This window comes from Candidatus Cardinium hertigii (assembly GCF_003788695.1).
The window spans coordinates 1-20,887 of sequence record NZ_RARA01000016.1; the positions used below are offsets into that span (position 1 = coordinate 1).

General features: G+C 35.5%; 14 protein-coding genes and 1 pseudogene. 4 read left to right on the plus strand and 11 right to left on the minus strand.

What is annotated here, in order from left to right; translation table 11 throughout:
• Positions 1-134: 134 nt before the first annotated feature.
• Positions 135-317 (plus strand): annotated as a pseudogene (locus tag EDM02_RS00790) (transposase); the annotation flags it as partial.
• 583 nt (positions 318-900) lie between these two features.
• A complete protein-coding gene (locus EDM02_RS00795; protein ID WP_123662300.1) occupies positions 901-2,847 on the plus strand; it encodes a hypothetical protein in 1,947 nt (648 codons plus the stop codon).
• A gap of 342 nt (positions 2,848-3,189) precedes the next feature.
• Here the strand turns inward: EDM02_RS00795 and EDM02_RS00800 are convergent, their stop codons facing one another.
• The 3 genes from EDM02_RS00800 to EDM02_RS00810 all read right to left on the minus strand — a co-directional run bounded on the left by EDM02_RS00800 (position 3,190) and on the right by EDM02_RS00810 (position 6,557).
• Positions 3,190-4,305: an LD-carboxypeptidase gene (locus EDM02_RS00800; RefSeq protein WP_123662302.1), complete on the minus strand. Its 1,116-nt coding sequence runs from the start codon at positions 4,303-4,305 to the stop codon at positions 3,190-3,192.
• A gap of 235 nt (positions 4,306-4,540) precedes the next feature.
• Positions 4,541-5,380 carry a leucine-rich repeat domain-containing protein gene (locus tag EDM02_RS00805; protein WP_123662303.1) on the minus strand — a complete coding sequence of 280 codons (840 nt, stop codon included), beginning with the start codon at positions 5,378-5,380 and terminating at the stop codon, positions 4,541-4,543.
• 394 nt (positions 5,381-5,774) lie between these two features.
• Positions 5,775-6,557: a leucine-rich repeat domain-containing protein gene (locus tag EDM02_RS00810; protein ID WP_123662305.1), complete on the minus strand. Its 783-nt coding sequence runs from the start codon at positions 6,555-6,557 to the stop codon at positions 5,775-5,777.
• A gap of 608 nt (positions 6,558-7,165) precedes the next feature.
• Here EDM02_RS00810 and EDM02_RS05610 point away from each other — a divergent pair.
• Both EDM02_RS05610 and EDM02_RS00815 read left to right on the plus strand, forming a co-directional pair.
• Positions 7,166-7,330: a hypothetical protein gene (locus EDM02_RS05610; RefSeq protein ID WP_184891065.1), complete on the plus strand. Its 165-nt coding sequence runs from the start codon at positions 7,166-7,168 to the stop codon at positions 7,328-7,330.
• Between the two features lie 131 nt (positions 7,331-7,461).
• Complete coding sequence (locus tag EDM02_RS00815; protein ID WP_123662307.1) at positions 7,462-8,331, plus strand: TIGR01459 family HAD-type hydrolase; 870 nt, start codon at positions 7,462-7,464, stop codon at positions 8,329-8,331.
• A 265-nt stretch (positions 8,332-8,596) separates the two neighbouring features.
• Here EDM02_RS00815 and EDM02_RS00820 read toward each other — a convergent pair whose 3' ends face one another.
• The 8 genes from EDM02_RS00820 to EDM02_RS00855 form a co-directional block, all read right to left on the minus strand.
• Positions 8,597-9,550 carry an alpha/beta hydrolase gene (locus tag EDM02_RS00820; protein ID WP_123662309.1) on the minus strand — a complete coding sequence of 318 codons (954 nt, stop codon included), beginning with the start codon at positions 9,548-9,550 and terminating at the stop codon, positions 8,597-8,599.
• 1,152 nt (positions 9,551-10,702) lie between these two features.
• A complete protein-coding gene (locus EDM02_RS00825; RefSeq protein ID WP_123662312.1) occupies positions 10,703-11,956 on the minus strand; it encodes an alpha/beta fold hydrolase in 1,254 nt (417 codons plus the stop codon).
• A gap of 775 nt (positions 11,957-12,731) precedes the next feature.
• On the minus strand, positions 12,732-14,468 hold the full coding sequence (locus tag EDM02_RS00830; RefSeq protein ID WP_221179581.1) for an ankyrin repeat domain-containing protein: 1,737 nt from the start codon (positions 14,466-14,468) through the stop codon (positions 12,732-12,734).
• A gap of 514 nt (positions 14,469-14,982) precedes the next feature.
• Positions 14,983-15,129, minus strand: coding sequence for a hypothetical protein (locus EDM02_RS00835; protein WP_148053546.1), 147 nt, complete (start codon positions 15,127-15,129; stop codon positions 14,983-14,985).
• Between the two features lie 162 nt (positions 15,130-15,291).
• The gene (locus EDM02_RS00840) at positions 15,292-16,503 is read right to left on the minus strand and encodes an ankyrin repeat domain-containing protein (protein WP_123662317.1); all 1,212 of its coding nucleotides are present in this window, start codon (positions 16,501-16,503) and stop codon (positions 15,292-15,294) included.
• 229 nt (positions 16,504-16,732) lie between these two features.
• Positions 16,733-17,803: an ankyrin repeat domain-containing protein gene (locus tag EDM02_RS00845; protein ID WP_123662318.1), complete on the minus strand. Its 1,071-nt coding sequence runs from the start codon at positions 17,801-17,803 to the stop codon at positions 16,733-16,735.
• Positions 17,804-18,469: 666 nt separating this feature from the next.
• Entirely contained in the window at positions 18,470-20,071 is a 1,602-nt protein-coding gene (locus tag EDM02_RS00850) for an ankyrin repeat domain-containing protein (protein WP_123662320.1), read from the minus strand.
• A gap of 95 nt (positions 20,072-20,166) precedes the next feature.
• Complete coding sequence (locus EDM02_RS00855) at positions 20,167-20,832, minus strand: hypothetical protein (protein ID WP_221179582.1); 666 nt, start codon at positions 20,830-20,832, stop codon at positions 20,167-20,169.
• Positions 20,833-20,887: the final 55 nt, after the last annotated feature.

A 20,887-nucleotide genomic window follows, 5' to 3' on the forward strand; every position in this document is an offset into this window, starting at 1 on the left:
TTAAAAAATTACTTTACCGTTCAGTTTGCCTTAATTTACATTACGCAACCCAAAACCCAAATAGGGTTATAAGCTAGTTAGTATCCGTTCAGTCGTATGGCCTATTCGTATCCGTGTTCATACCAATCGGAANGTTTAATAAATTAGTAGCTAAGACTCGCTATAAGGTAGAACGTGTATTTGGTAGTATAAAAAGTTGGTTCCGAAGTTCGGGAGCCCGCTATATAGGTATTGATAAAATGCATACACAACATCTTATGGAAGCAATAGCTTATAACTTATACAGGTCCCCAAATATCATTTTAAGAGGTTGCTAGGGAAATGGTCTATCCAAAATGAACTAAAAGCATCTAAAAATCAATAAATAATGAGATTCTTACTGCCATAACGTCAAAAATAACAAAAAATAATACTGGAAAAATAGAAAAAATTATACTGTCGGCCTGTTGCAACGGCCTCATAGTAAGTACTATGCTGCGTGCGCTTCACCCTCGCGCGCCTTGCCAGCTTTCCAAATCCATTACGTAACCGTAGGGCCGCGTTCTGATTTTTAGCTTGTAGACTGAAATTTTTAGCAGGTTTATGCTTTAGCGTTTTATGATTTTGGTTATTCGTGTCTTTTTTGATCAAGCAAAAAGTAATATCCCTTCAGGTGTGTGGCCTAAGCCATATAATCCAAAAAGCCTTCCCAAGGATATGTTATCCATGCCTAACCTATTTTTGCGCAGAATACCGGATGTATATTTTAGGATTAAATAAATATATGAGGTAAATTTACATTAAATATGTTATGCGTAGTAGAAATAATTACACTAGATATTTAATCCCAGCATGGCTATATCCGTTGTAAGGGTCTCAGTGCATAATATGCATATTTTTAATAAATTAATATTATATATTATGATAAATGGTATAAAAAATTCACAAGTAAAGTTAGTAAATGGGTTTATGTTGAGCTTATGTATATCTTGTCAAGGACAAAAATTAACTATGGGCAAAGATACCGACCGTGACCATCCATCTGTTTCTAATAGTAACATTGTTGAACATGAACCTGCACATACGTTTTTTGCAGTACTCGGGCAGGACAAACTAAAAGAATCCACGATTTTCTATTCAAATATAATACATATAACTAATAACTGTCAGGAACTGTTTATAAAATATAAACTATTTCTCTTAAAAGAAATTAATGAGCGCAATAGCGATCTATGTGATAAAAGTTTAGGTGTCAGTTATTCAAATGACAATAATTTATATAGTCATAAACATAATGTGGGTGTAAATAGTGTTTATGCACGAGAAGCGTATAAGACGAAATGTAGTAATGAAAAAAAAAATCAGGAAAATACTAGTATAATGGAGTTAATGTATACGTACGAGATGGATGCTAAAAAATATCTAGACAACATAGTGGCGCTAAGAACACAAGCAGAGGAGCAATACAATATCCTAGAAAAGTACAGGGAACAATGGGAGGTACTGATTACAAAAAAAAAGAATCAAAGCAATAATCAGGCTATCGAAACAAAGAATCTAGAAAAAAAACGTGACGACATAGCTAAGATTCGTAATAAAATCGAAGAGAATAAGAATAATTTTTTTATGCAATTCTATAGCCTAATAGAAAAATTAAAAGAAGAAAAAACTACTAATGAAATAGTAAATAAACTTACTGAACTAGTAGATGAATTTCAGGAAACAACAAATAAGAACTCTACTACAATAGCAAAAATGGTAAGTGTTCCACTTTATTTATCAGAGAAACAGGTTAGTGATACTGATACTAGAGCTTGTCACACTGTTCCTCATCTTTACAAGTTATGTATAGAAGACAGTCAAAAAGAAAATGTAGCAGAGGGAAATAGGAAGATAACTGATCTTAACGATGAGCTTATTAAGCACCTAATCTCTGAGATGGATAATGAGTATGCTGCTATTAACTTTGGTATGAAGAATATAAAAAGTGCAATTGATGCTGTGAATTATTCATCAACTCCTAAGCATGCTAAGCAGATGATAAAAGCTTATGGTTTAGAAATGGAATATTTGGCTGGCCTATTTGAAAAAATATATCTATTTGTAAGTACTCAGCAACTTATTGCATCTGCAATAGCTGATCCCCATAGAAGTGAATACGACTTTCAAGGTCATGCGTGTAATTCCGCCATAGTGGAAAAAAGGAAAGAATATGTTGAAAAGTCAATGCAACGAGATATTAAGGCAATTAAAAATATTGTAGTGCAATTTAAAGTGGTATGTACAAATATTGTAAAATGTGTTAAACTAGGATGCGAGTATATTCAGGATAAGGTTGAATCATGTAATGAGGATGTTATAAGTCAAAATATAAATAGATTTATTACTGATATGCAGGATTATATGGATGCCCAAAGAAAAATCTACCCTGAAATTAAATTATATCCATTAGAGAGTGATAGTAAGTTAAATTTTTCTCAGAAGGATGAACAACTAGCCAATGATTTAATGCTACTCAAAGACCATAACCCTATATATATGTCTAAAAAGCGTACTGCTAGTGATGCACGTCTTCCTGAAGTGGACGTTAGGATATCGGGGCATGTTACAAACCCTAAACATATTAAACAACATGAGAAGAGTTGTGCTTCTGACGCAAGAAGACTAATTACCACTTCTCGAGAACTTGCAACCAATATACCTAATTATGTACGAGAAAGTAGTATTTCTGATGAGAAACAAAATGTGCTACGTGGTGAGATAAAAAAGGTATACGAATCTTTGCATACGGCTATCATAGCACTATATCATAACATGGAATTAGCAAAAGCGCACGTAAAAGGAACTGCTAAAGGCTTATTTTTTTAAGTATCCGTTCAGTGGTATGGCTTATACGTATCCGTATTCGTACCCATTAGACATAGCAAAATAATGAAAGTTTATAGAAAATGCGCCTTGAAAAAACTGTGGAAAGAAAAGAAAGGAAAAAAATCAAAAGAAAATCACTTTGTCTGAGCTCCGTAGGAGCGAGATTTGATTTTCGGTTTTTTTCCTTTCTTTTCAGCAGTTTTTTCACCAGCGCTTGATTTTTTTTGGCTACTTTTTTTGATCAAGCAAAAAAAGTAGCTTTAAAATAAGTAATTTTTAAAAAAATGAATATAATAATCAATAATCTATAAAATATGGCTACCACACAAGTGAACGGATACGCTATATCTGCCGCGTTTCGTAAACACACTTTATGCCTTTTGTTTTAAATAGATCTATATTTTCTATTCTTATAGAAAAAAAGCCCTCTTTTGTATTTTCAACTTGAATGGTAGTATGTGTATTAAGTGGCAACGGGTTGCTTATATAATCGTGCCCTATACCAGAAATAGTAAATACTGGGAAATCAACAGATTTAGCAAAACGTTTTTGTACGATTTCCATTAGTTGTGTATTTCCTGAATCACAAAAATCGCCAAAAATCAACGCATCTATCCCATCTAAGAGCCCCGATTGCTTGAAGTGTACTAACGTACGTTCTATTTTATGCGGCTGTTCGTTTACGTCTTCTAAAAAGAGTATCTTATTTTTGGGGTTAATTTGCCAAGGCGTCCCTATGGTATCTCGAATCAGTGTCATATTGCCACCTATGATTTTAGACTCTAAATGAGTGACTTTAGACCCATTAGAGAGTTGTTTAAGGTTATGATAGACAATCGAAGTTTGCTTTCCACCTATCAATTCCATTAACTTATTAATGGAATCTGGTGCAACTTTATCCCTTACTATTAAGTCCGGCATAGTGGCATGTATGTTTTGCCAATCAAATTTATTCTGTAGGTAAGTATGCAAAACAGTAATATCACTAAATCCAATGAGCGTTTTTTTATGCTTGTTTTGTGCAATTTTTTCTTTCTGTTCCTTAGGTAAATTTTCTAAATAAGGAATGAGTAATGCCGCACCCATGCCACCTCTTATGCACCATATTATTTCACTGTTATCTGTTAATGCCTGAATCAAATCTTCTGCTCTATATGCATCAGGTGCAGCATAAAATGGACTATTGCCATTATATATGCTTGCTGAAACATGTGGATACAAATTCAAATCTGCTACATATTTTTTGCTTTCTTCTAAAGCGGCCTTCCCCTTAGAAGAAGGGGCAATCAAATCAACCTGCTCTTTGTGCAACGGCTCCGTGCAGTTAACTGGTATTATCTTTTTTTTTGCGTTGACAACATGACTTTGTGGCTGTATATCAACTAGTATTATATGAAAACTATATATAAAAAGCACTAAAAAGATTATGCTTAACGCTTTTCTTATGGTATGTAACATTTTTTTAAGCCGTATTGTATATTATAAATTAACTATAACAATTAGTATCCGTTCACTCAATGGCGTCAACTTAAGGTTTAGCTGTTATTGATAACCAAGTAGAATAGGAGGGTAGGCTAATCATGAATTGCCTTAAGTTGACGCCATTGTCCGTTCACTTGCGTGGTAGCCATATTTTATAGATTATTAATGATTTTATCCATTTTTTTTAAAACTACTTCTTTTTCTTTTAAAATCACTCGCTAAACCTAATAATAGTATGTTTATTTCCCATAATATCAGTTAGTGTTTCTTTCTCTTCAGGAGAAAGATTATTGCCACGTAGGTCAATCTTCGTATTTTTGCAATGCTTTTCCCCAGACTTAAGTAGCGCTAAAAGCGCTGTTACTCTTTCTGCTGCTACAGGTATACTATTATAACGCAGATCAATCTTCGTAATGGTGCTATTATTTTTTGAAGCGGCAACTAGCTCTTTTATTCCATCATAATAAATATTATTCTCACTCAGATCCATATATTGAATGGTACTATTATTTACCAACATCTGAGCTATTGCCTTTGCCCCTTCAGAACCCATGTTATTATTAACCAGTTCAATATACGTAATTCTACTATTCTTTTCTAACGCCTGAGCTATTGCTTTTACCCTTTCAGAACCCATGTTTCTGCGACCCAGGTAAATCTTCGTAATGCTTCGATTGTATGCCAAAGCTTCAGCTGCTGCACGCAAATGGTTTGCATCGGTACCATTTGGCCAATCGCGAAGTTCTGTTAGGGTACTGAATTGATTTACATAGGATGTATACAACTCATAATAATGTTGACGTCTAGCCAATTCAGCACGCACAAAAGCAGCTTCCTTAGAATTTTGTGGCAAACGCCGTTGCAGCTTTTCAAGATGATATGCACCAGGCATACATTTTATTATTTGTTCCGTTAACTCAGGTGAAAGATCCGTTAACTCATTTGGAAGCCGTATTTCAATTGCATGATCCATTGCCTGTTTGCTAACCTGGCACGCCGTAAAACTGCTACCTAATAAGAACAACTTAGGAAGGATAAACTGCTTTTTCATATCTTTATTCGTTTAATTGTGCTGTTTCATATTTCAATGCGCTTGGCACAAATCAAGCCACTGCTATACTTCTTTTTTTGCGTTTTAATAATTAATTACAACTAATTAAGCAGCATTAGGGGTATCCGTTCACTCAATGGCGTCAACTTAAGGTTTAACTATTATTGATAACCAAGTAGAATAGGAGGGTAGGCTAATCATGAATTGCCTTAAGTTGACGCCATTGTCCGTTCACTTGCGTGGCAGCAAAGCAGTATTTGTTCGCTTGCGTGGTAGCCATATTTTATAGATAATAGCAAATGGCTAATAATTAATAATTGATGATTTTATCCATTTTTTTTAAAACTACTTATTTTTCTTTTAAAGCCACTCGTTAAACCTAATAATAGTATGTTTATTCCCCATAAAGCCACTCGTTAAACCTAATAATAGTATGTTTATTTCCCATAATATCAGTTAGTGTTTCTTTCTCTTCAGGAGAAAGATTACTGCCACGTAGGTCAATCTTCGTATTTTTCCAATGATTTTGCAAAGCCTTAGCTAGCATTATTGCCCCTTGAGAACTAATATGTCCAGGAGGAATATTTTCTACAGGTCTATTATAACGCAGATCAATCTTCGTAATGGTGCTGTTATTTTTTGAAGCCGCAACTAGCTCTTTTATTCCATCATAATCAATATTATTCTCACTCAAATCCATATATTGAATGGTGCTATTGTTTTCCAACGCCTGAGCTATTGCTTTTGCCTCTTCAGAACCCATGTTTCTGCGATCCAGGTAAATCTTCGTAATGCTTCGATTGTATGCCAAAGCTTCAGCTGCTGCACGCAAATGGTTTGCATCGGTACCATTTGGCCAATCGCGAAGTTCTGTTAGGGTACTGAATTGATTTACATAGAATCTATATAACGCATAATAATGCTGACGTCTAGCCAATTCAGCACGCACAAAAGCAGCTTCCTTAGAATTTTGTGGCAACCGCCGTTGCAGCTTTTCAAGATGATATGCACCAGGCATACATTTTATTATTTGTTCCGTTAACTCAGGTGAAAGATCCGTTAACTCATTTGGAAGCCGTATTTCAATTGCATGATCCATTGCCTGTTTGCCAACCTGGCACGCCGTAAAACTGCTACCTAATAAGAACAACTTAGGAAGGATAAACTGCTTTTTCATATTTTTTATTCGTTTAATTGTGCTGTTTCATATTTCAATGCGCTTGGCACAAATCAAGCCACTGCTATACTTCTTTTGCGTTTTAATAACCATGTATAACTATTTTCTCCTTCTTAACTGTATAAGAAGCTTGAATGTCCTGCTCTATCCTATAAGCAGAATAGAGGCGCTTCTTGCAAAGATACGATTGTTAATGGTATTTTGCAAAAAAATTTTATGTATCCGGTCCGTATACATAACAATTTGGAATAACGAAATACAGCACATATAGCATAAGACCGTTGCAATAGAAAATGATAACGATTGTATTATACATTAAGAGGTTTTTATAAATTTACAAAGCTAAAATAATATGGTTTATGTTCTTTTTAAGGCTTTTAAATAACGCTTGGTATAGATTTTTTTTCTTTATATAGAATTTTGTTTTCTATTGCAACGGTCTTATGCGGTTGATCTGTTGAAAAAGCCTCATTTCGAAATATAAAAATCTCTTACAGATATTTATAACTATAATGCATTTTATAAAAACCTATCCATCAATAACCAATAAATGTATGTATAGGATGTCGATTTTATAAAAAAACATAATAAATAGTTATATTAGCCTTATGATTTCATCACATTGCTTGAACTTTATTTCGATTTCTTTGTACCTATTTGTAACTGTTCCTTTTGTATTAACTGTGTTAGGCTTATGGGGTAGCAGTTGTGTCGCTGTGGTTGGCATGGTTACAGGTGCAGTAGCTGTAGTAATTTGGAACATATTGGCTTAAGCCTATAACAGGCATGCATGTTTCCTTTTTTATGCATTGCCAATGCCCTAGCCATGCTTATAACACATTACTTGTCTACTAAAGCCAAATGCAACAGGGAAGCGGGTACGTAAACACACAATTTTATAATTATGCAGCCGCTTGTTTACAAACACATTTCTGAAGTCATCAATGACAATCATTATGATATATTTTTATTTGATATATGGGGTGTCATCATAGAAGCAGGGCAATTTCGAGCTAGTGTAGCACACAATATTACTGCTATGATCGAATGTGGAGACAAAGTTTTCTTTGTTACCAATGCGCCGCGCACTGCTGCATTTTTACAGGTTACCTTACAAGCATGTGGCATCCCTGCTACAAAGGAAATGATCGTGAGTTCAGGTGAAGTAGCGCTTCATATGCTACAGCAGAGTGCCGAACTATTGGGTATTCCAACGCCTTTGATATACCATCTAGGTAGAGCAAACAACAATCTTATCGATAACTGTTCAGTTGCTACTACCCGCAACATCTATGAGGCAAATTTGGTTTTATTGACATTATTTTGTGAAGAAAACGAGGAAGAAATATTAGCAGAAACGGAAGACATATTAGCCATTATAGCGCAAAGAAAGATTCTTACGCTTTGTGCCAATCCAGATCATGGTCTTATGCAAGCAGATACCTATAGATATTGTGCAGGTTATTTTGCTGAAAAAATTAAACAGCAGGGTGGGCAGGTAATGTATACAGGAAAGCCTTATCCTGAAATTTACCAGACTATATTCCATCAACAGCCAACCATAGCCAAAAACCGTATCCTTATGATAGGCGATACTTTTGATACAGATATTGTAGGTGCGCGTACAGCAGGTATTGATTCGGCACTAGTTCTAACAGGCAATGCGCGCGCCTGTTATGATTTTTTTAGTCCGCTTGAGGAGCAGCTGCTGCAAATAACAGCTGCTGCTATGGAAAAACAAGCACTTCCCAATTTTTGTATCCAATTAGGATAAGTAGACGCCGACCTCTTTTATAAGCTTATATTTGGTTCGGGTTATACAGCAAATATAAAAACGGCTGTATGCCTGTTTGCTATAAGCTATAAGTAATTTATTGTTAATAAGTAAATAGTTTCTTAAACCTTTATGAGGCTGCCTGCAATAGACAATTAAAAATATAGATAAGAAAGAAAGAAAGAAAGAAGCAGTACACGACTTCTTACTATAATATGGTTTATGGTATATGTATTTTACTATGCAAAACGCAAGTGAACGGATACTAAGCACGTCCTCGATGATTACGCCTAGGAAGTGTATATCGTAACTGACGTAACCATTTTTCAAGATTATTAGAAAGATACACAACATGATCTTGACCATCAAGCTTTTCAAAAACAGGCTTGATACCTTTTTTTGCCAATTGTTCTTTAGCAGTTTCTAATGTTGCTATTGGTATAATTTTATCAAGTGTTCCATTAATAAAATATATTGGTGTAGCGTTATTTTTATATTCTTTAGGTTCTACTAAGAAACCAGAAAAATTAACCATGCCTAAGAAAGGTTCTTTTTGCGTAAGCGTTAAATGGAGCCCCAACATAGCTCCCTGTGAATACCCCGCAATAATTGTATCTTTATTGGTAAGATTGAGTATTTTTTGTTTTTTCTTAATCAGCTCCATAAGAGGTCGACTTTCTCGTTCCAGTTCCGTGCTCATTTCGTTAAAAGACGATTTATTTTGTTTATAGAGTGTCTCCCATTTTTCAATAGATAATGAGGGCTTGTCGTATACCTTACGCATAATAGATTCGATACACTTCAAACTAACAAACTGCCTTTTCGATGGATCGTGCTGGAATTCTGTACCCATTACACGACACAAAGTTGCATCAGCTGGATAAGCTCCATTTGGCAGCATAAAATGCCAATCTGGAAATTTCTGCTGCATATCGTTAATTACTTTCGAATCCCTGTGCTTTTTCCCATTCATCGTAGTACCATGTAAAAATACAAATAGTACTTTTGCTGGCTTATTGGTACTAGCTATTTCTTCAGGATTTTTCCAATTATCACTACTATGTAAGGGTTCGTTATGTAAGGGTAAGGGTTCGTTATGGGAGGGTTGGCTATCTCTGCAGCTAGAAGCAAATCCAATCCCCAATAGAGCAAATCCAATCCCCAATAGTATATAATACGTTAACTGTCTTTTTTTTTGAAAAAACTTAAATAATGCCATAATTAAATATAATAGTATATATGTTTATTTTATAAATATCTTTCATTTACTAAATATTCTTAAAAGAAGAATAAAAATAAAGAGGCCTTAAAGTTACGGTAATAATGAAAATAATCCAAACACGTTTTATACCTATAGACCACAATCTGGGACTAACCACCTAGTATTATATGAAAACTATATATAAAAAGCACTGGTACTAAAAAGATTATGCTCAACGCTTTTCTTATGGTAAATAACATTTTTTCAAGCCGTATTGTAATATCCGTTCACTTGCGTGGCAGCCGTATTTTATAGATTACAGCAAATAGCTAATATTTAATAATTGATGATTTTATCCATTTTCTTTAAAAAGCGACTTCTTTTAAGGCTACTTTTTTTGCTTGATCAAAAAAAGTAGCCAAAAAAAATCAAGCGCTGGTGAACAAAGCTGTTGAAAATTTCAGCCTGAAAGCTGAAAATCAAAACTCGCCCTTTACGGTTACTCAATGGATTTGGGAAGCTGGCAAGGCGCGCGAGGGTGAAGTGCACGCAGCATAGTACCCACTATGCGAGTTTGCCCCATAATGTATGTACATACATCATGGGGACCCCAAGTACACTGAATCCCGAAGCGGAATAGGGGTCCCAGCCAGATGATATATCTGGTGGGGTAAAGCGCAGCCAGCTTTTCAAAGACGAAGAGACGATTACTCAATGGATTTGGAAATCTGGCAAGGCGCGTGAGGGTGAAGCGCACGCAGCATAGTAGAACTATGTGAGTACGCTGAATCCCGAAGCGGAACATAGCCAGCTTTTCAAAGACGAAGAGTAAGCTCAAACAGGCTGATTTTCTACATTGCTTTCAGACTGAACTTTTCTAGTCACAGCTTTATTCAAGGCGCGTTTTTTATAATCTTGCATTATTATGCTATTTCTAATGGGTACGAACACGGATATGTATAAGCCACATGACTGAACGGACAATGGCGTCAACTTAAGGCAATTCATGATTAGCCTACCCTCCTATTCTGCTTGGTTATCAATAATAGTTAAACCTTAAGTTGACGCCATTGACTGAACGGATACGTATTGTATATTACAAATAACTATAACAATTATGCATTGTAATAATTGATTTTACCTTTGGTCCAAATATCATTAGGCTCATAATTAGCAATCAGAAGATTGATCTACCCTTGCCTGTTCTAGCTTTTTATCGATAAATTCAAATAAAACCGGAAGCATACGGTGCGGATCCATCATAGATTCTTTATTTATTTTTTTTTCAGCAACAGGAGATAAGGTAGTGCAATGGGTAATATCTTTTATAACAAAACATGTAATATTTTGGTTTCCAGGCATATCTATTTGATAAGGTTGTGTGCCAATATGGGTAAGATCTTCTAGACTATCCCCTCTACAAAGTTGTGATTTTAGTGGAACTACATGATCATGTAGTCCATCTGCATCTCCAGTTAGAAATGTAGCGACGTCATGATTTAATTTCCGTATGGCTTGGTTCACTTCTTCATTTATGGTATCTCGATCTTTGTTGGCTTCTATATACTGTTCTATCTTATACTGTTCTATATCATGCTTAAAGAGCCTATTGTAATCGTTTTGATAACCTCCAATTAACAAACCAGGAACAGCGTCTGATTGCTGATTATTTCGCAAATAGTGGCGCACGGCTGTCATACAGCTGCTATTAGGAAAAATATCCCTTGCGCCAGTAAGTTTCTTATATCCGAAACAATCAGCTATTGGGCATAGCCATCTAGCTGATGTAGCTAAAGTTATTAGATTAAACAAATCCCAATCTACTTTAGTGCCAATAATATTTAGACCCTTTTTTGCTCTATTGCATAACTTCAATAGGTCAAATGGTCCACGCGTCAAAACGTCGACCCCTTGCAATGGTGCGTTATGGGTAATAAATCCAAGCAAATTCAGTTTTTGCTTATATAGCTCTGCTATACGGGTAGCCACAACGCCACCTTGACTCTGTCCTAGGATAAATAGCTGAAAGGAGCTGCTATCCTTGTTGTGCGCTTGTAAATAATCAACTATTTCTTTGTATACCATTTCTGCCTGCTGATCTATGCTATAATCTACAGAGTTCCAATCCTCTCTAACCAATGAATTTATAATTAATATATTTTCTTTATATCTTTCGGAAAGTGCTGTTGTTAAAGCCTTCATCTCTCTTGTATCCATATTTAAGCCATGGAGTAGTACCATACCAAAAGTAGCTTCCTGCTGCCCATCTGTAAACGCAGGATTTGTTACGGTCACAGCTGTTGCTGCTTCTACAGGAGGCGGTGTAGCCACTTTTAATGGATCCATTTGCTGCTTGTATTGACTACAAGCAAAAATAGTCTGAAGAAAAAATACGCTTATCCAGGGGGATTTTTTTATTTTCATGATTCTTATATATTTATTTTATCATAATTTAATTGAGTTAGCATTAGCAATTTTTTTGTCGCTAGGCAAATATAATTAAAAATTACCATATTTTATGTATCCGTTCACTTGCGTGGCAGTCATATTTTATAGATTACAGAAAATGGTTAATATTTAATAATTAATGATTTTATCCATAAAAATCAAGCACTGGTGAACAAAGCTGTTGAAAATTTCAGGATACAAGCTGAAAATCAGAACTCGCCCTCTGTGGTTACTCAGGATTTGGAAAGCTAGCAAGGCGCGCGAGGGTGAAGCGCACGCAGCATAGTAGAACTATGTGAGTACGCTGAATCCCGAAGCGGAACACAGCCAGCTTTTCAAAGACGAAGAGTAAGCTTACTCAATGGATTTGGAAAGCTAGCAAGGCGCGCGAGGGTGAAGTGCACGCAGCATAGTACCCACTATGCGAGTACACTGAATCCCGAAGCGGAACAGGGCCCCCCGCCAGATGATATATCTAGTGGGGTGGGGTAAAGCACAGCCAGCTTTTCAAAGACGAAGNATTTTCTAATCACAGCTTCGTTCAAGGCGCATTTTTTTTTACGATCTAGTATTATTGCGCTATCTCTAATTAGTATGAACACAGATACGTTAGGCCACATGACTGAACGGACAATGGCGTCAACTTAAGGTTTAGCTGTTATTGATAACCAAGTAGAATAGGAGGGTAGGCTAATCATGAATTGCCTTAAGTTGACGCCATTGACTGAACGGATACGCAGATGGTTTTGGTTTAGTGGGAGTGAGGAAGCCCGGGATAACAGATCTCACAATACATCCCCTGACTGAAAGGCTTGAGGCCAAAATTGACTTTAAGGAATCTATTAGCCACCTGCTCGTATTCCCTAGCTTGATCTTGATCTATATTTCCCAAGTTTTCCACATAATCACGTAATCTTTGAATTATATCCTCTCTGCCATGATTGCTTGTCCAACTATTCACAAGAGGTAACTGCGCACCGCTTTGGGTGACTTGTCCTGTAGTATCCAAATATAAATCGGTTGTTAGAAACTTGAATATATCCCATACTTCATCACGAGAAATCTTCAAGGGCACACCATCAAAATGCTGATTAGTAGGAATATTTCTTTGCTTAAACTTATTATTCTGTAATAAATAACCAAGCATGCGTTTTTCTACATACATAGGGTTATGACTGCAAGCTGAACGGGTTAAATCAGTCTCATAACAGTTTGCTATAAAGACAAGATATGCATAATCTTCAGGCGAGTATCCTTTTTTATTTTTGATGTCTTTCCTAGCATTGTAATGCTCTAAGAGCTTAACGGTATCTAACTGGAGATTGTCTTGACGCCTACGATTTTCAAAAGGCTCTCTATGAAGCGACTTACAATATTCTATATAGGCTGTATGCAAAGCAGTATTCCTATCTTCGTTTTGAGCATCTACCTTAACACCCGCATTTAATAAAAGCTTTATTCCATCTAAGTCGCTTTGCTTCGATGCCCAATGCAAAGCAGCAGCGCCCCATTTATTTTCTTTGTTTATCTTGTTGCCCCTATCCAATAATAGCTTAACTACATTTGCGTACTTATATTTAACTGCGCAATCTAGCGGCATCATCCTTTCTTTGTTCTGCATATCTATTTTAGCACCGCTATTTAATAATAGTTCAACTAAATTTTCTATACCATGCATAGCTGCCAAATGCAACGCGGTATTTCCCTTTTTGTTCTGCATATCTATTCTAGCACCGCTATCTAATAATAGCTTAACCAAATTTGCCATACTACGCATAGTTGCCAAATGCAACGCGGTATTTCCCTCTTTGTTCTGAATGTCTATCTGCTCTATCTGTATAATCTTATTTAATAACAGCTGAGTTATATTTTCTTTATCATAATTTTCTTTATCATACTTAGCTGCCCAATGTAAAACGGAATCCCCTTCAGCTTTGTTCCGGATATCCACCCTTGCATTATGGTTCAATAATAGTTTCACTATATTATAGCGACCATGTTTAACTGCCCAATGCAAAGCTGTATTCCATAATTTATCTTGATTATTTTTGTTTGCCCCTTTCTCTAATAAAAGCTTAGCTATATCGTACTGACCATATATAGCCGCCAAATGCAAAGCGGTATATCCATCTTCGTCCTTAGCCTCAATGTTTGCACCGCTATCTATTAATAGTTCAGCCACATTTGTTTGACCATATGTAGCGGCTATATGCAACGCTGTACTATTTTTTACATTATCACGGCTGTTTATTTCTGGACTATCCTTCAGTATTTTTTGGATGCAATCCATACAGCCCGTATAGGCTGCCATATGCAATGGATAGCTGTTAAACATAGCAAGTGGAGGCGCATTTTTACAGATACAACCAGATTGTGAAGCCTTTCGTATGGTTTCTTGTGTAGAAATATTTTGCTCATTTGCACGTTCCATGCCATTTCTGAGATTTGCGCAACTAAAGGTAATGAAGCAACCACACCATATTGCCATATGCATATACCATCTTACCGTAGATGACCGCCTACCATCTTTTTTATATATTGAATGCATAAACATCAGACTATTATTTTAATAAATTAAACATATATACAATTGCCCAGTATGGATTTTCCTTCATCTAGGTAAGAGAATTTACTAGGCAAGCCTAAGGTAAATGTAAGAATTACGCAGGCTTAAAGCAAATACAGTGCCCATTTCAGAAATGGCTACATTCCGTATACTTTACTGTATGCTTTACTGTTTGATAAATATAATGCATTATATCAGATGCCATAAATTTAGAAAGAGGTGTTCTACCATGGATCATATCTTTATTGACAATAATTTGATTATTGCTGCAAAAAATTTAGAAGTTGAAAGGGACATAATCTTGTATTTTTTTTAAAAAGGGACATTAATACCATACGTTATACAATCGTATAGCACTACAATTTCTACGAATATAAACCATGAAATATCCAAAAAAATGATGAATCAAAAATGCAAATTATCATGTAAAGCATGCTCATAGGTTATCCACTTGATACGCCACTGCTACCTCCTTACCACAAAAAGCAAAGGCTAATTTGGTAATTTTTTTTACATGGAGATGGCGTTTTACTTTGCTAGCATACTGTCTATCCTGAATTTGTGCCAACCCAGCTTGAGCCATCTTATCCAAACTTATGGGATATTNNNNATTTTTAACAAAATGGATAAAATAATTAATTACTAGCTATTTGCTATAATCTATAAATCATTCCTGCCATTGGGCGAACGGATACATATTTTATTTTAATACCCGTTCACCTGCGTGGCAAAAATGTGGTAGTAATCAATGTTTTATTCTTACTTGTCCCGTCATTTGTCTATCCAATGATGGTGGAGGTGAATTTGGTGGTGGTGGTGGTGAACCTGGTAGTGATGGACGCCCGTTAGAATTATTCTTATCCTTTTCCCCTATTGTTCTCTGACTAGATAAGTTATTTTCTTTAGGGAGGATGGTTGCTGTTGTATGGTGTAAATATATAGCATCTTTTTCCGATATTTTATTATTAATTTTTAGCTTATTAATTTCCTTAAGAATAGCGATAATATCAGTTTCGTTCAGGCAAGTCTTTTTATTTAAAGTTGTTAAAACATGACTAAACATGGCATAATTACCCCCTGTTACATGGTGTGTGCCTTGCGGTAAACAGGCACGGGCAAATATAGAATGCCCTTTTTCATCTTTCTCTAAAAATTTAGTAGCCACCATCTGCTTATCCTCTTTACACAATGTAAATAATCTATTAAATAGCATATCAAATTCCTCTTTTTTATTGATATAGACAGCCTTATGTAAGGGCGTTCTTCCTTTTTTATCTTTTGCACATAAATTCTCTAACGTATCAATTTTGCCAACAATAATTTTTACCAGCCCTTTAAATCCATGTTTAATGCTCAAATGCAGTGGAGTAGAATCTAACTTGTCTAAAGGTGTAATTATCATAAGCTTCCTTTGCGCATCATCAGTACACTCTTCTAACAACAGTTTAGCTATGGCTTCACTTTTCATTTCAAATGCTAACATAAATGCCGTTAAATCTTTGCCTGCAACATCAACTTTAATGTGTTGATTTTTTATGAGTGCCTTAACCATCTCTCGATCTTTGTTTTTTATGGCTTTACCAAGAGGCGTTAGGTTGGTAAATGGATCGATCGCGTTTGGGAAACTTGTTTTCGAATAATGTAGAGAGTTATGCTTTATATCTTCGTTAATACGATCTAAAACAATTTTTGCTTTTTTAACATTACGAGATTTGACTGCAGCGTATAACCAGTCTCGACCTTGATCTCCCATACTAATATCACGTGTATTAGCTATTTCTTTCTTGAATCTATCCTCATCTTCATTTTGAACTACATAAGACATTACTGGACTCTTACTCCTGCCTAAACTTGTATGACAAGATTTATTGGATGGCAAAGCTATTAACAAAAACAAAGTCATAACCCACTTTGTCAAGAAATTATACCGTTTGGTATGCAAATTAAATTGTTTCATATAATGTTTTTTTTTGTTGTATTGTACAATTTGTTTTTTTATAATCGAATCTTTCGACCATAGGAGGGCATACTTGTTTATACAAGAAATGATGCTTTTTTTCTTACCTACCCCTTAACATGTGATTATACTTTTATTATAAATAAGTAATAGTAAAAAAACAACCTTTATCTGAAAGTATCGATTTTATCTGAAAGTATCGGTGGAATATTGCCATCCTTACTACCATTTATGCCTCAATACGACCTTTACGCATAAGCCGAGACCATATTATATTACGTAATACATCAGCATATGGTTCTCCTATTATACCATCGTGCACTGCAAAATCTATTTCCTTAATAATAGTGTTAAAATGTGCGGTAAGTAAATAATCTCCTACGGTGTCAAGGATATATTTAAACATTTCACTATCACGAGTCTTTAAAATATTTGTTGCTTTATTACCAGGTATCCAATGTATGGACAAATAGGAATGTGCAAATACAGATATGCCATATCCCTTTGCCAGTTTGTCAAATATATAATGGCTATTGTTAGGGCATAGCCTACCTATTTGATCAAATAATAGCTTAAACTCCTCTTTCCTCCAGTAATGAGCTGCCACATGTAGTGGCGTATTTTGTTTTGCATCCTCTACAATTAAATCCTCCAAAGAAAGTCTATTAACCAAAGATTCTGTTAACTCTTTATACCCATATTCAATAGCTAAATGTAAAGGGGTAGAACCAGTATGGGGATCTTTGGTCGTGATATTTAATTTATCTTTTGGGCATTCATCCAATAAAAGCTGAGCGATTATTTCGTTTTTGTTTTGAATGGCTACCAAAAGTGTAGGTAAACCATTGTCCAATCTATTAACATTAATGTGTTGATTTTTAATCAAAAGATTAACTATATTTTTATTGTTATCTTGTATAGCTTTGCCAAGTGGTGTTTTTTTGCTAAATGGATCGATGGAGTTGGGAAAATCCTTTTGGGCATATGAAGATCTATTTTCCTTATCCCTATTGATACGGTCTAAAATAATTGTTACTTTTTCAGGATTGTGAGATTTTACTGCAATATACAGCCAATCTCGATCGCCATCACTGCCCTGGCTAATATCTTTTTTATTCGCTATATATTTCCGAAAGTCATTTTGATCTTCATGCTGCACTACATAATCCATTACAGGGGTACTGCTTATGCAAGATCTGGCTTGTATAAAAATAGTGGATATAAACAAAACTGTAATCCCCTGTACCACGAAATTATTTTTTCTGGATTTTAAAAATATTGTTTTTGTCTTTTTAATCATTGCTTAAGTGTTTATTTTTTTTGATATAAAGGTACTGGTGTTTTGCCGCTGCATGCTGATAAACATTTATGGATTATAAAAACAATTTTAGCTGATTTATAGAAACTTTTCGTATCTTCCTACAAATGAAATATCATCGTAAAATGACAAAAATGAGGCCGTTGTAACACAGGTCCTAGCAAAATTTTTGCCCTGCCCTTTAGGTCTTCTTTAGGCAATATTTGCGAGGTGATACAGCTAAAATATTAATGCTTCCCAATAGACGTTATACTTCGTCATGCGTGTCAGCCACTAACTTATTAAACCGTNCTTATTATTACGGTAATAAATAATAGTTAAGAAAACAAAATTTGAAAGAAGTATGGGGGATTAATTGTGTGGAGCGCTTGCCATTGCCTATATGGGATTTTGCTTTTATAGGAAGTTCTATGAGCAGTGTGGTTAGAGAAAAATAGCACACAGTTAGCAAACCCGTTGTTTACAATACAAAACAACTTTACTGATTATCTCTAAACCTGATGGTTGCCCAAGGATGAAAGGTGGATTTTCCCTTACGCAAATAGCAAAAGGGGGTTAACACCAACAAGCTATTAAGTAACATGCCGAAGCGGTAATATGGCTAAATCATGCCGTGTTATTTCCTATTGCAACTGCCTCGGTATGTAATCATTCCCACTCACTATCACTATTCTCTTCATATTTAGAAGCATTCTCCTCTTCAGATTCAGAAACGCTCTCCACTTCAGATTCAGAAACACCCTCCACTTCAGATTCAGAAACGCCCTCCTCTTCAGATTCAGAAACGCCCTCCACATCAGATTCAGAAGCGCTCTCTACATCCTTTATATGTTTATTCCTTTCATCTAGCGCCTCCTTTAGTGCCCGTGCCAAGCATAGAACCTCATCATTAGCCGGCCTAACTTTATATAGAACCCCATCATCAGCAAGTGCATTAGCCGGCCCAACTTTATTAGACCTACGCACCTTATTCAACCAGTTATTCGGTACTGCATTAAAGTCTTTAAGCCGCCCATCCTTCCCTTTTTGTATATCAGCATCACGTGCATAATATATACTATTTTTATTTTCATCATTTTTATTTCCATCATATACACTAATAAACGGTATAATAGGTTTTGGAGCAACCGTAGGAAGTGGAGGGACTATTCTTTCCTGTAGATCTCTATTTTTTGATAGGTCAACATCGGGAAACTGTTTTCTTATTACCTTACGCAATAGAGCAGCTTGTTGCTGTCCTATCACTTGCTCACCTTCTAACTTGGTAATTTCCTTGCTAATAGCATAAACCTGATCTTGCTGCAAGTATTCCTTTACAGTGCATAAAACAAATTTAAACATAGCACTTTTATTAAAATCCCATAAACGTGTTCGGCCAATATGTTTTGGTAAATAGGCACGCGCAAATAGAGAATGCCCTTTTATATCTTTGGCCAAAAGTTTCCTGCTTATAGCATCTCTACTATCGCATAATGTACACATACGTGCAAATAATTCTTTAAATACTTGTTGCATATTGCTACGAGCAGCCAAATGCAATGGCATCCTATTCTTTTTATCCGTTAAACATAAACATTCTACACATTGAAACTTATTAATCAGCGATTTCAAGAATGCATTAAATCCATATTTAATAGCCAAATGTAATGCTGTGGAAGCTGTTGGATCTTTGGCATCAAGATGCAATTTATCATTAGGGCATGTATCTAATATAAACTGAGCCAGTTTTTCATCTTTTAGGTTAAGGGCTAATAAAAGTGCAGTTTGACCATGAACATCAATTTTATTAACGTCAATATGTTCGTTCTTGAGTAAAGCTTCAATGATTACTTTATTCTTTTTTTCTACAGCTTTGCCAAGCGCTGTTTTATTATGAGGCCCATTGAACGCGTTTGGAAAACTACTGTTTGTTTTGTATGCATAACCTGACCGTTTGTCCTGTATAATACGCCCTAAAATGCTTTTTACTTTTTGTTCGTCGTTAGTGCATACTGCCCCGTATAGAAGATCGTAACCTTTCCACCGCCGGCTAATATCCTTCTCATTATCTAGTTCATTATAAAATGTAGCATCATTTGTATGTAATACACAATCCATTACACTTTTATTGCTGCTGGGCATTCGCATTGCCTCTTGGTTGTTTTTTGCACAAGATTGTAGAGCAGCTGATAAAGATAAAGCTGCTATGCTCTTTACTAAATAGCTATGTGGGCTGACATGTACATTGTTTTTATTCTTATTTTTAGTCATTTTTAGTTGTTTTGTTTTTTTAGTATGCCATTTTTTTCCCTTAACTTTTCTTAATTGTATACTACCCTGCCTAATCTCATCCCACTAGTTCTTTCCTATGGTTTAGTTCTTTTTAATTTAAAATCACATTTCTTAATGTCGTCCAGGAAAGAGCGAGCAGTGTTGTTTACATGCGCATTCGCAGATACTATATTTGGGCTATTGGGTGCTACAGTCTCCATCAAGCATGCAGACTCCGTATTCTTGCTTAATCCACTAACGTTTTTATTCGTTAGACCTTCTTGAGGCATTTGAGAAATTGGAGTAGTTGCAGGAGCTAAAGTAGTGATTGATATTTCACTATTGAGGCTATTTGACGTAGCTGTATTATTTGCAGTAGTTGCAAAAACTAAAGGAGTGCTTAATGCTTCACTATGTACGCTACCTGATGGTGAAATAGATGCAATAGGGTCCTTGGAAAGTGTTGCTACATTGCCCTGTAGCTCCTCATTTCCTAAAAACAGATCAACATCAGGAAACTCTTTTCTTATTATCTTACGCAATAGGACCGCTTGCTGCTGTCCTATTACCTGCTCACCTTCTAACTTGGTAATCTCCTTACTAATAGCATAAACCTGATCTTGCCGCAAGTATTCCTTTACAGTGCATAAAACAAATTTAAACATAGCACTTTTATTAAAATCCCATAAACGTGTTCGGCCAATATGTTTTGGTAAATAGGCACGCGCAAATAGAGAATGCCCTTTTATATCTTTGGCCAAAAGTTTCCTGCTTATAGCATCTCTACTATCGCATAATGTACACATACGTGCAAAT

Coding starts and splice junctions, on each gene's coding strand:
- EDM02_RS00795 (WP_123662300.1), top strand. CDS start 901: ATGATAAATGGTATAAAAAATTCACAAGTAAAGTTAGTAAATGGGTTT.
- EDM02_RS00820 (WP_123662309.1), bottom strand. CDS start 9,550: ATGGCATTATTTAAGTTTTTTCAAAAAAAAAGACAGTTAACGTATTAT.
- EDM02_RS00815 (WP_123662307.1), top strand. CDS start 7,462: ATGCAGCCGCTTGTTTACAAACACATTTCTGAAGTCATCAATGACAAT.
- EDM02_RS00805 (WP_123662303.1), bottom strand. CDS start 5,380: ATGAAAAAGCAGTTTATCCTTCCTAAGTTGTTCTTATTAGGTAGCAGT.
- EDM02_RS00850 (WP_123662320.1), bottom strand. CDS start 20,071: ATGACTAAAAATAAGAATAAAAACAATGTACATGTCAGCCCACATAGC.
- EDM02_RS00835 (WP_148053546.1), bottom strand. CDS start 15,129: ATGGCTCAAGCTGGGTTGGCACAAATTCAGGATAGACAGTATGCTAGC.
- EDM02_RS05610 (WP_184891065.1), top strand. CDS start 7,166: ATGATTTCATCACATTGCTTGAACTTTATTTCGATTTCTTTGTACCTA.
- EDM02_RS00800 (WP_123662302.1), bottom strand. CDS start 4,305: ATGTTACATACCATAAGAAAAGCGTTAAGCATAATCTTTTTAGTGCTT.
- EDM02_RS00840 (WP_123662317.1), bottom strand. CDS start 16,503: ATGAAACAATTTAATTTGCATACCAAACGGTATAATTTCTTGACAAAG.
- EDM02_RS00810 (WP_123662305.1), bottom strand. CDS start 6,557: ATGAAAAAGCAGTTTATCCTTCCTAAGTTGTTCTTATTAGGTAGCAGT.
- EDM02_RS00825 (WP_123662312.1), bottom strand. CDS start 11,956: ATGAAAATAAAAAAATCCCCCTGGATAAGCGTATTTTTTCTTCAGACT.
- EDM02_RS00830 (WP_221179581.1), bottom strand. CDS start 14,468: ATGGCAATATGGTGTGGTTGCTTCATTACCTTTAGTTGCGCAAATCTC.
- EDM02_RS00845 (WP_123662318.1), bottom strand. CDS start 17,803: ATGATTAAAAAGACAAAAACAATATTTTTAAAATCCAGAAAAAATAAT.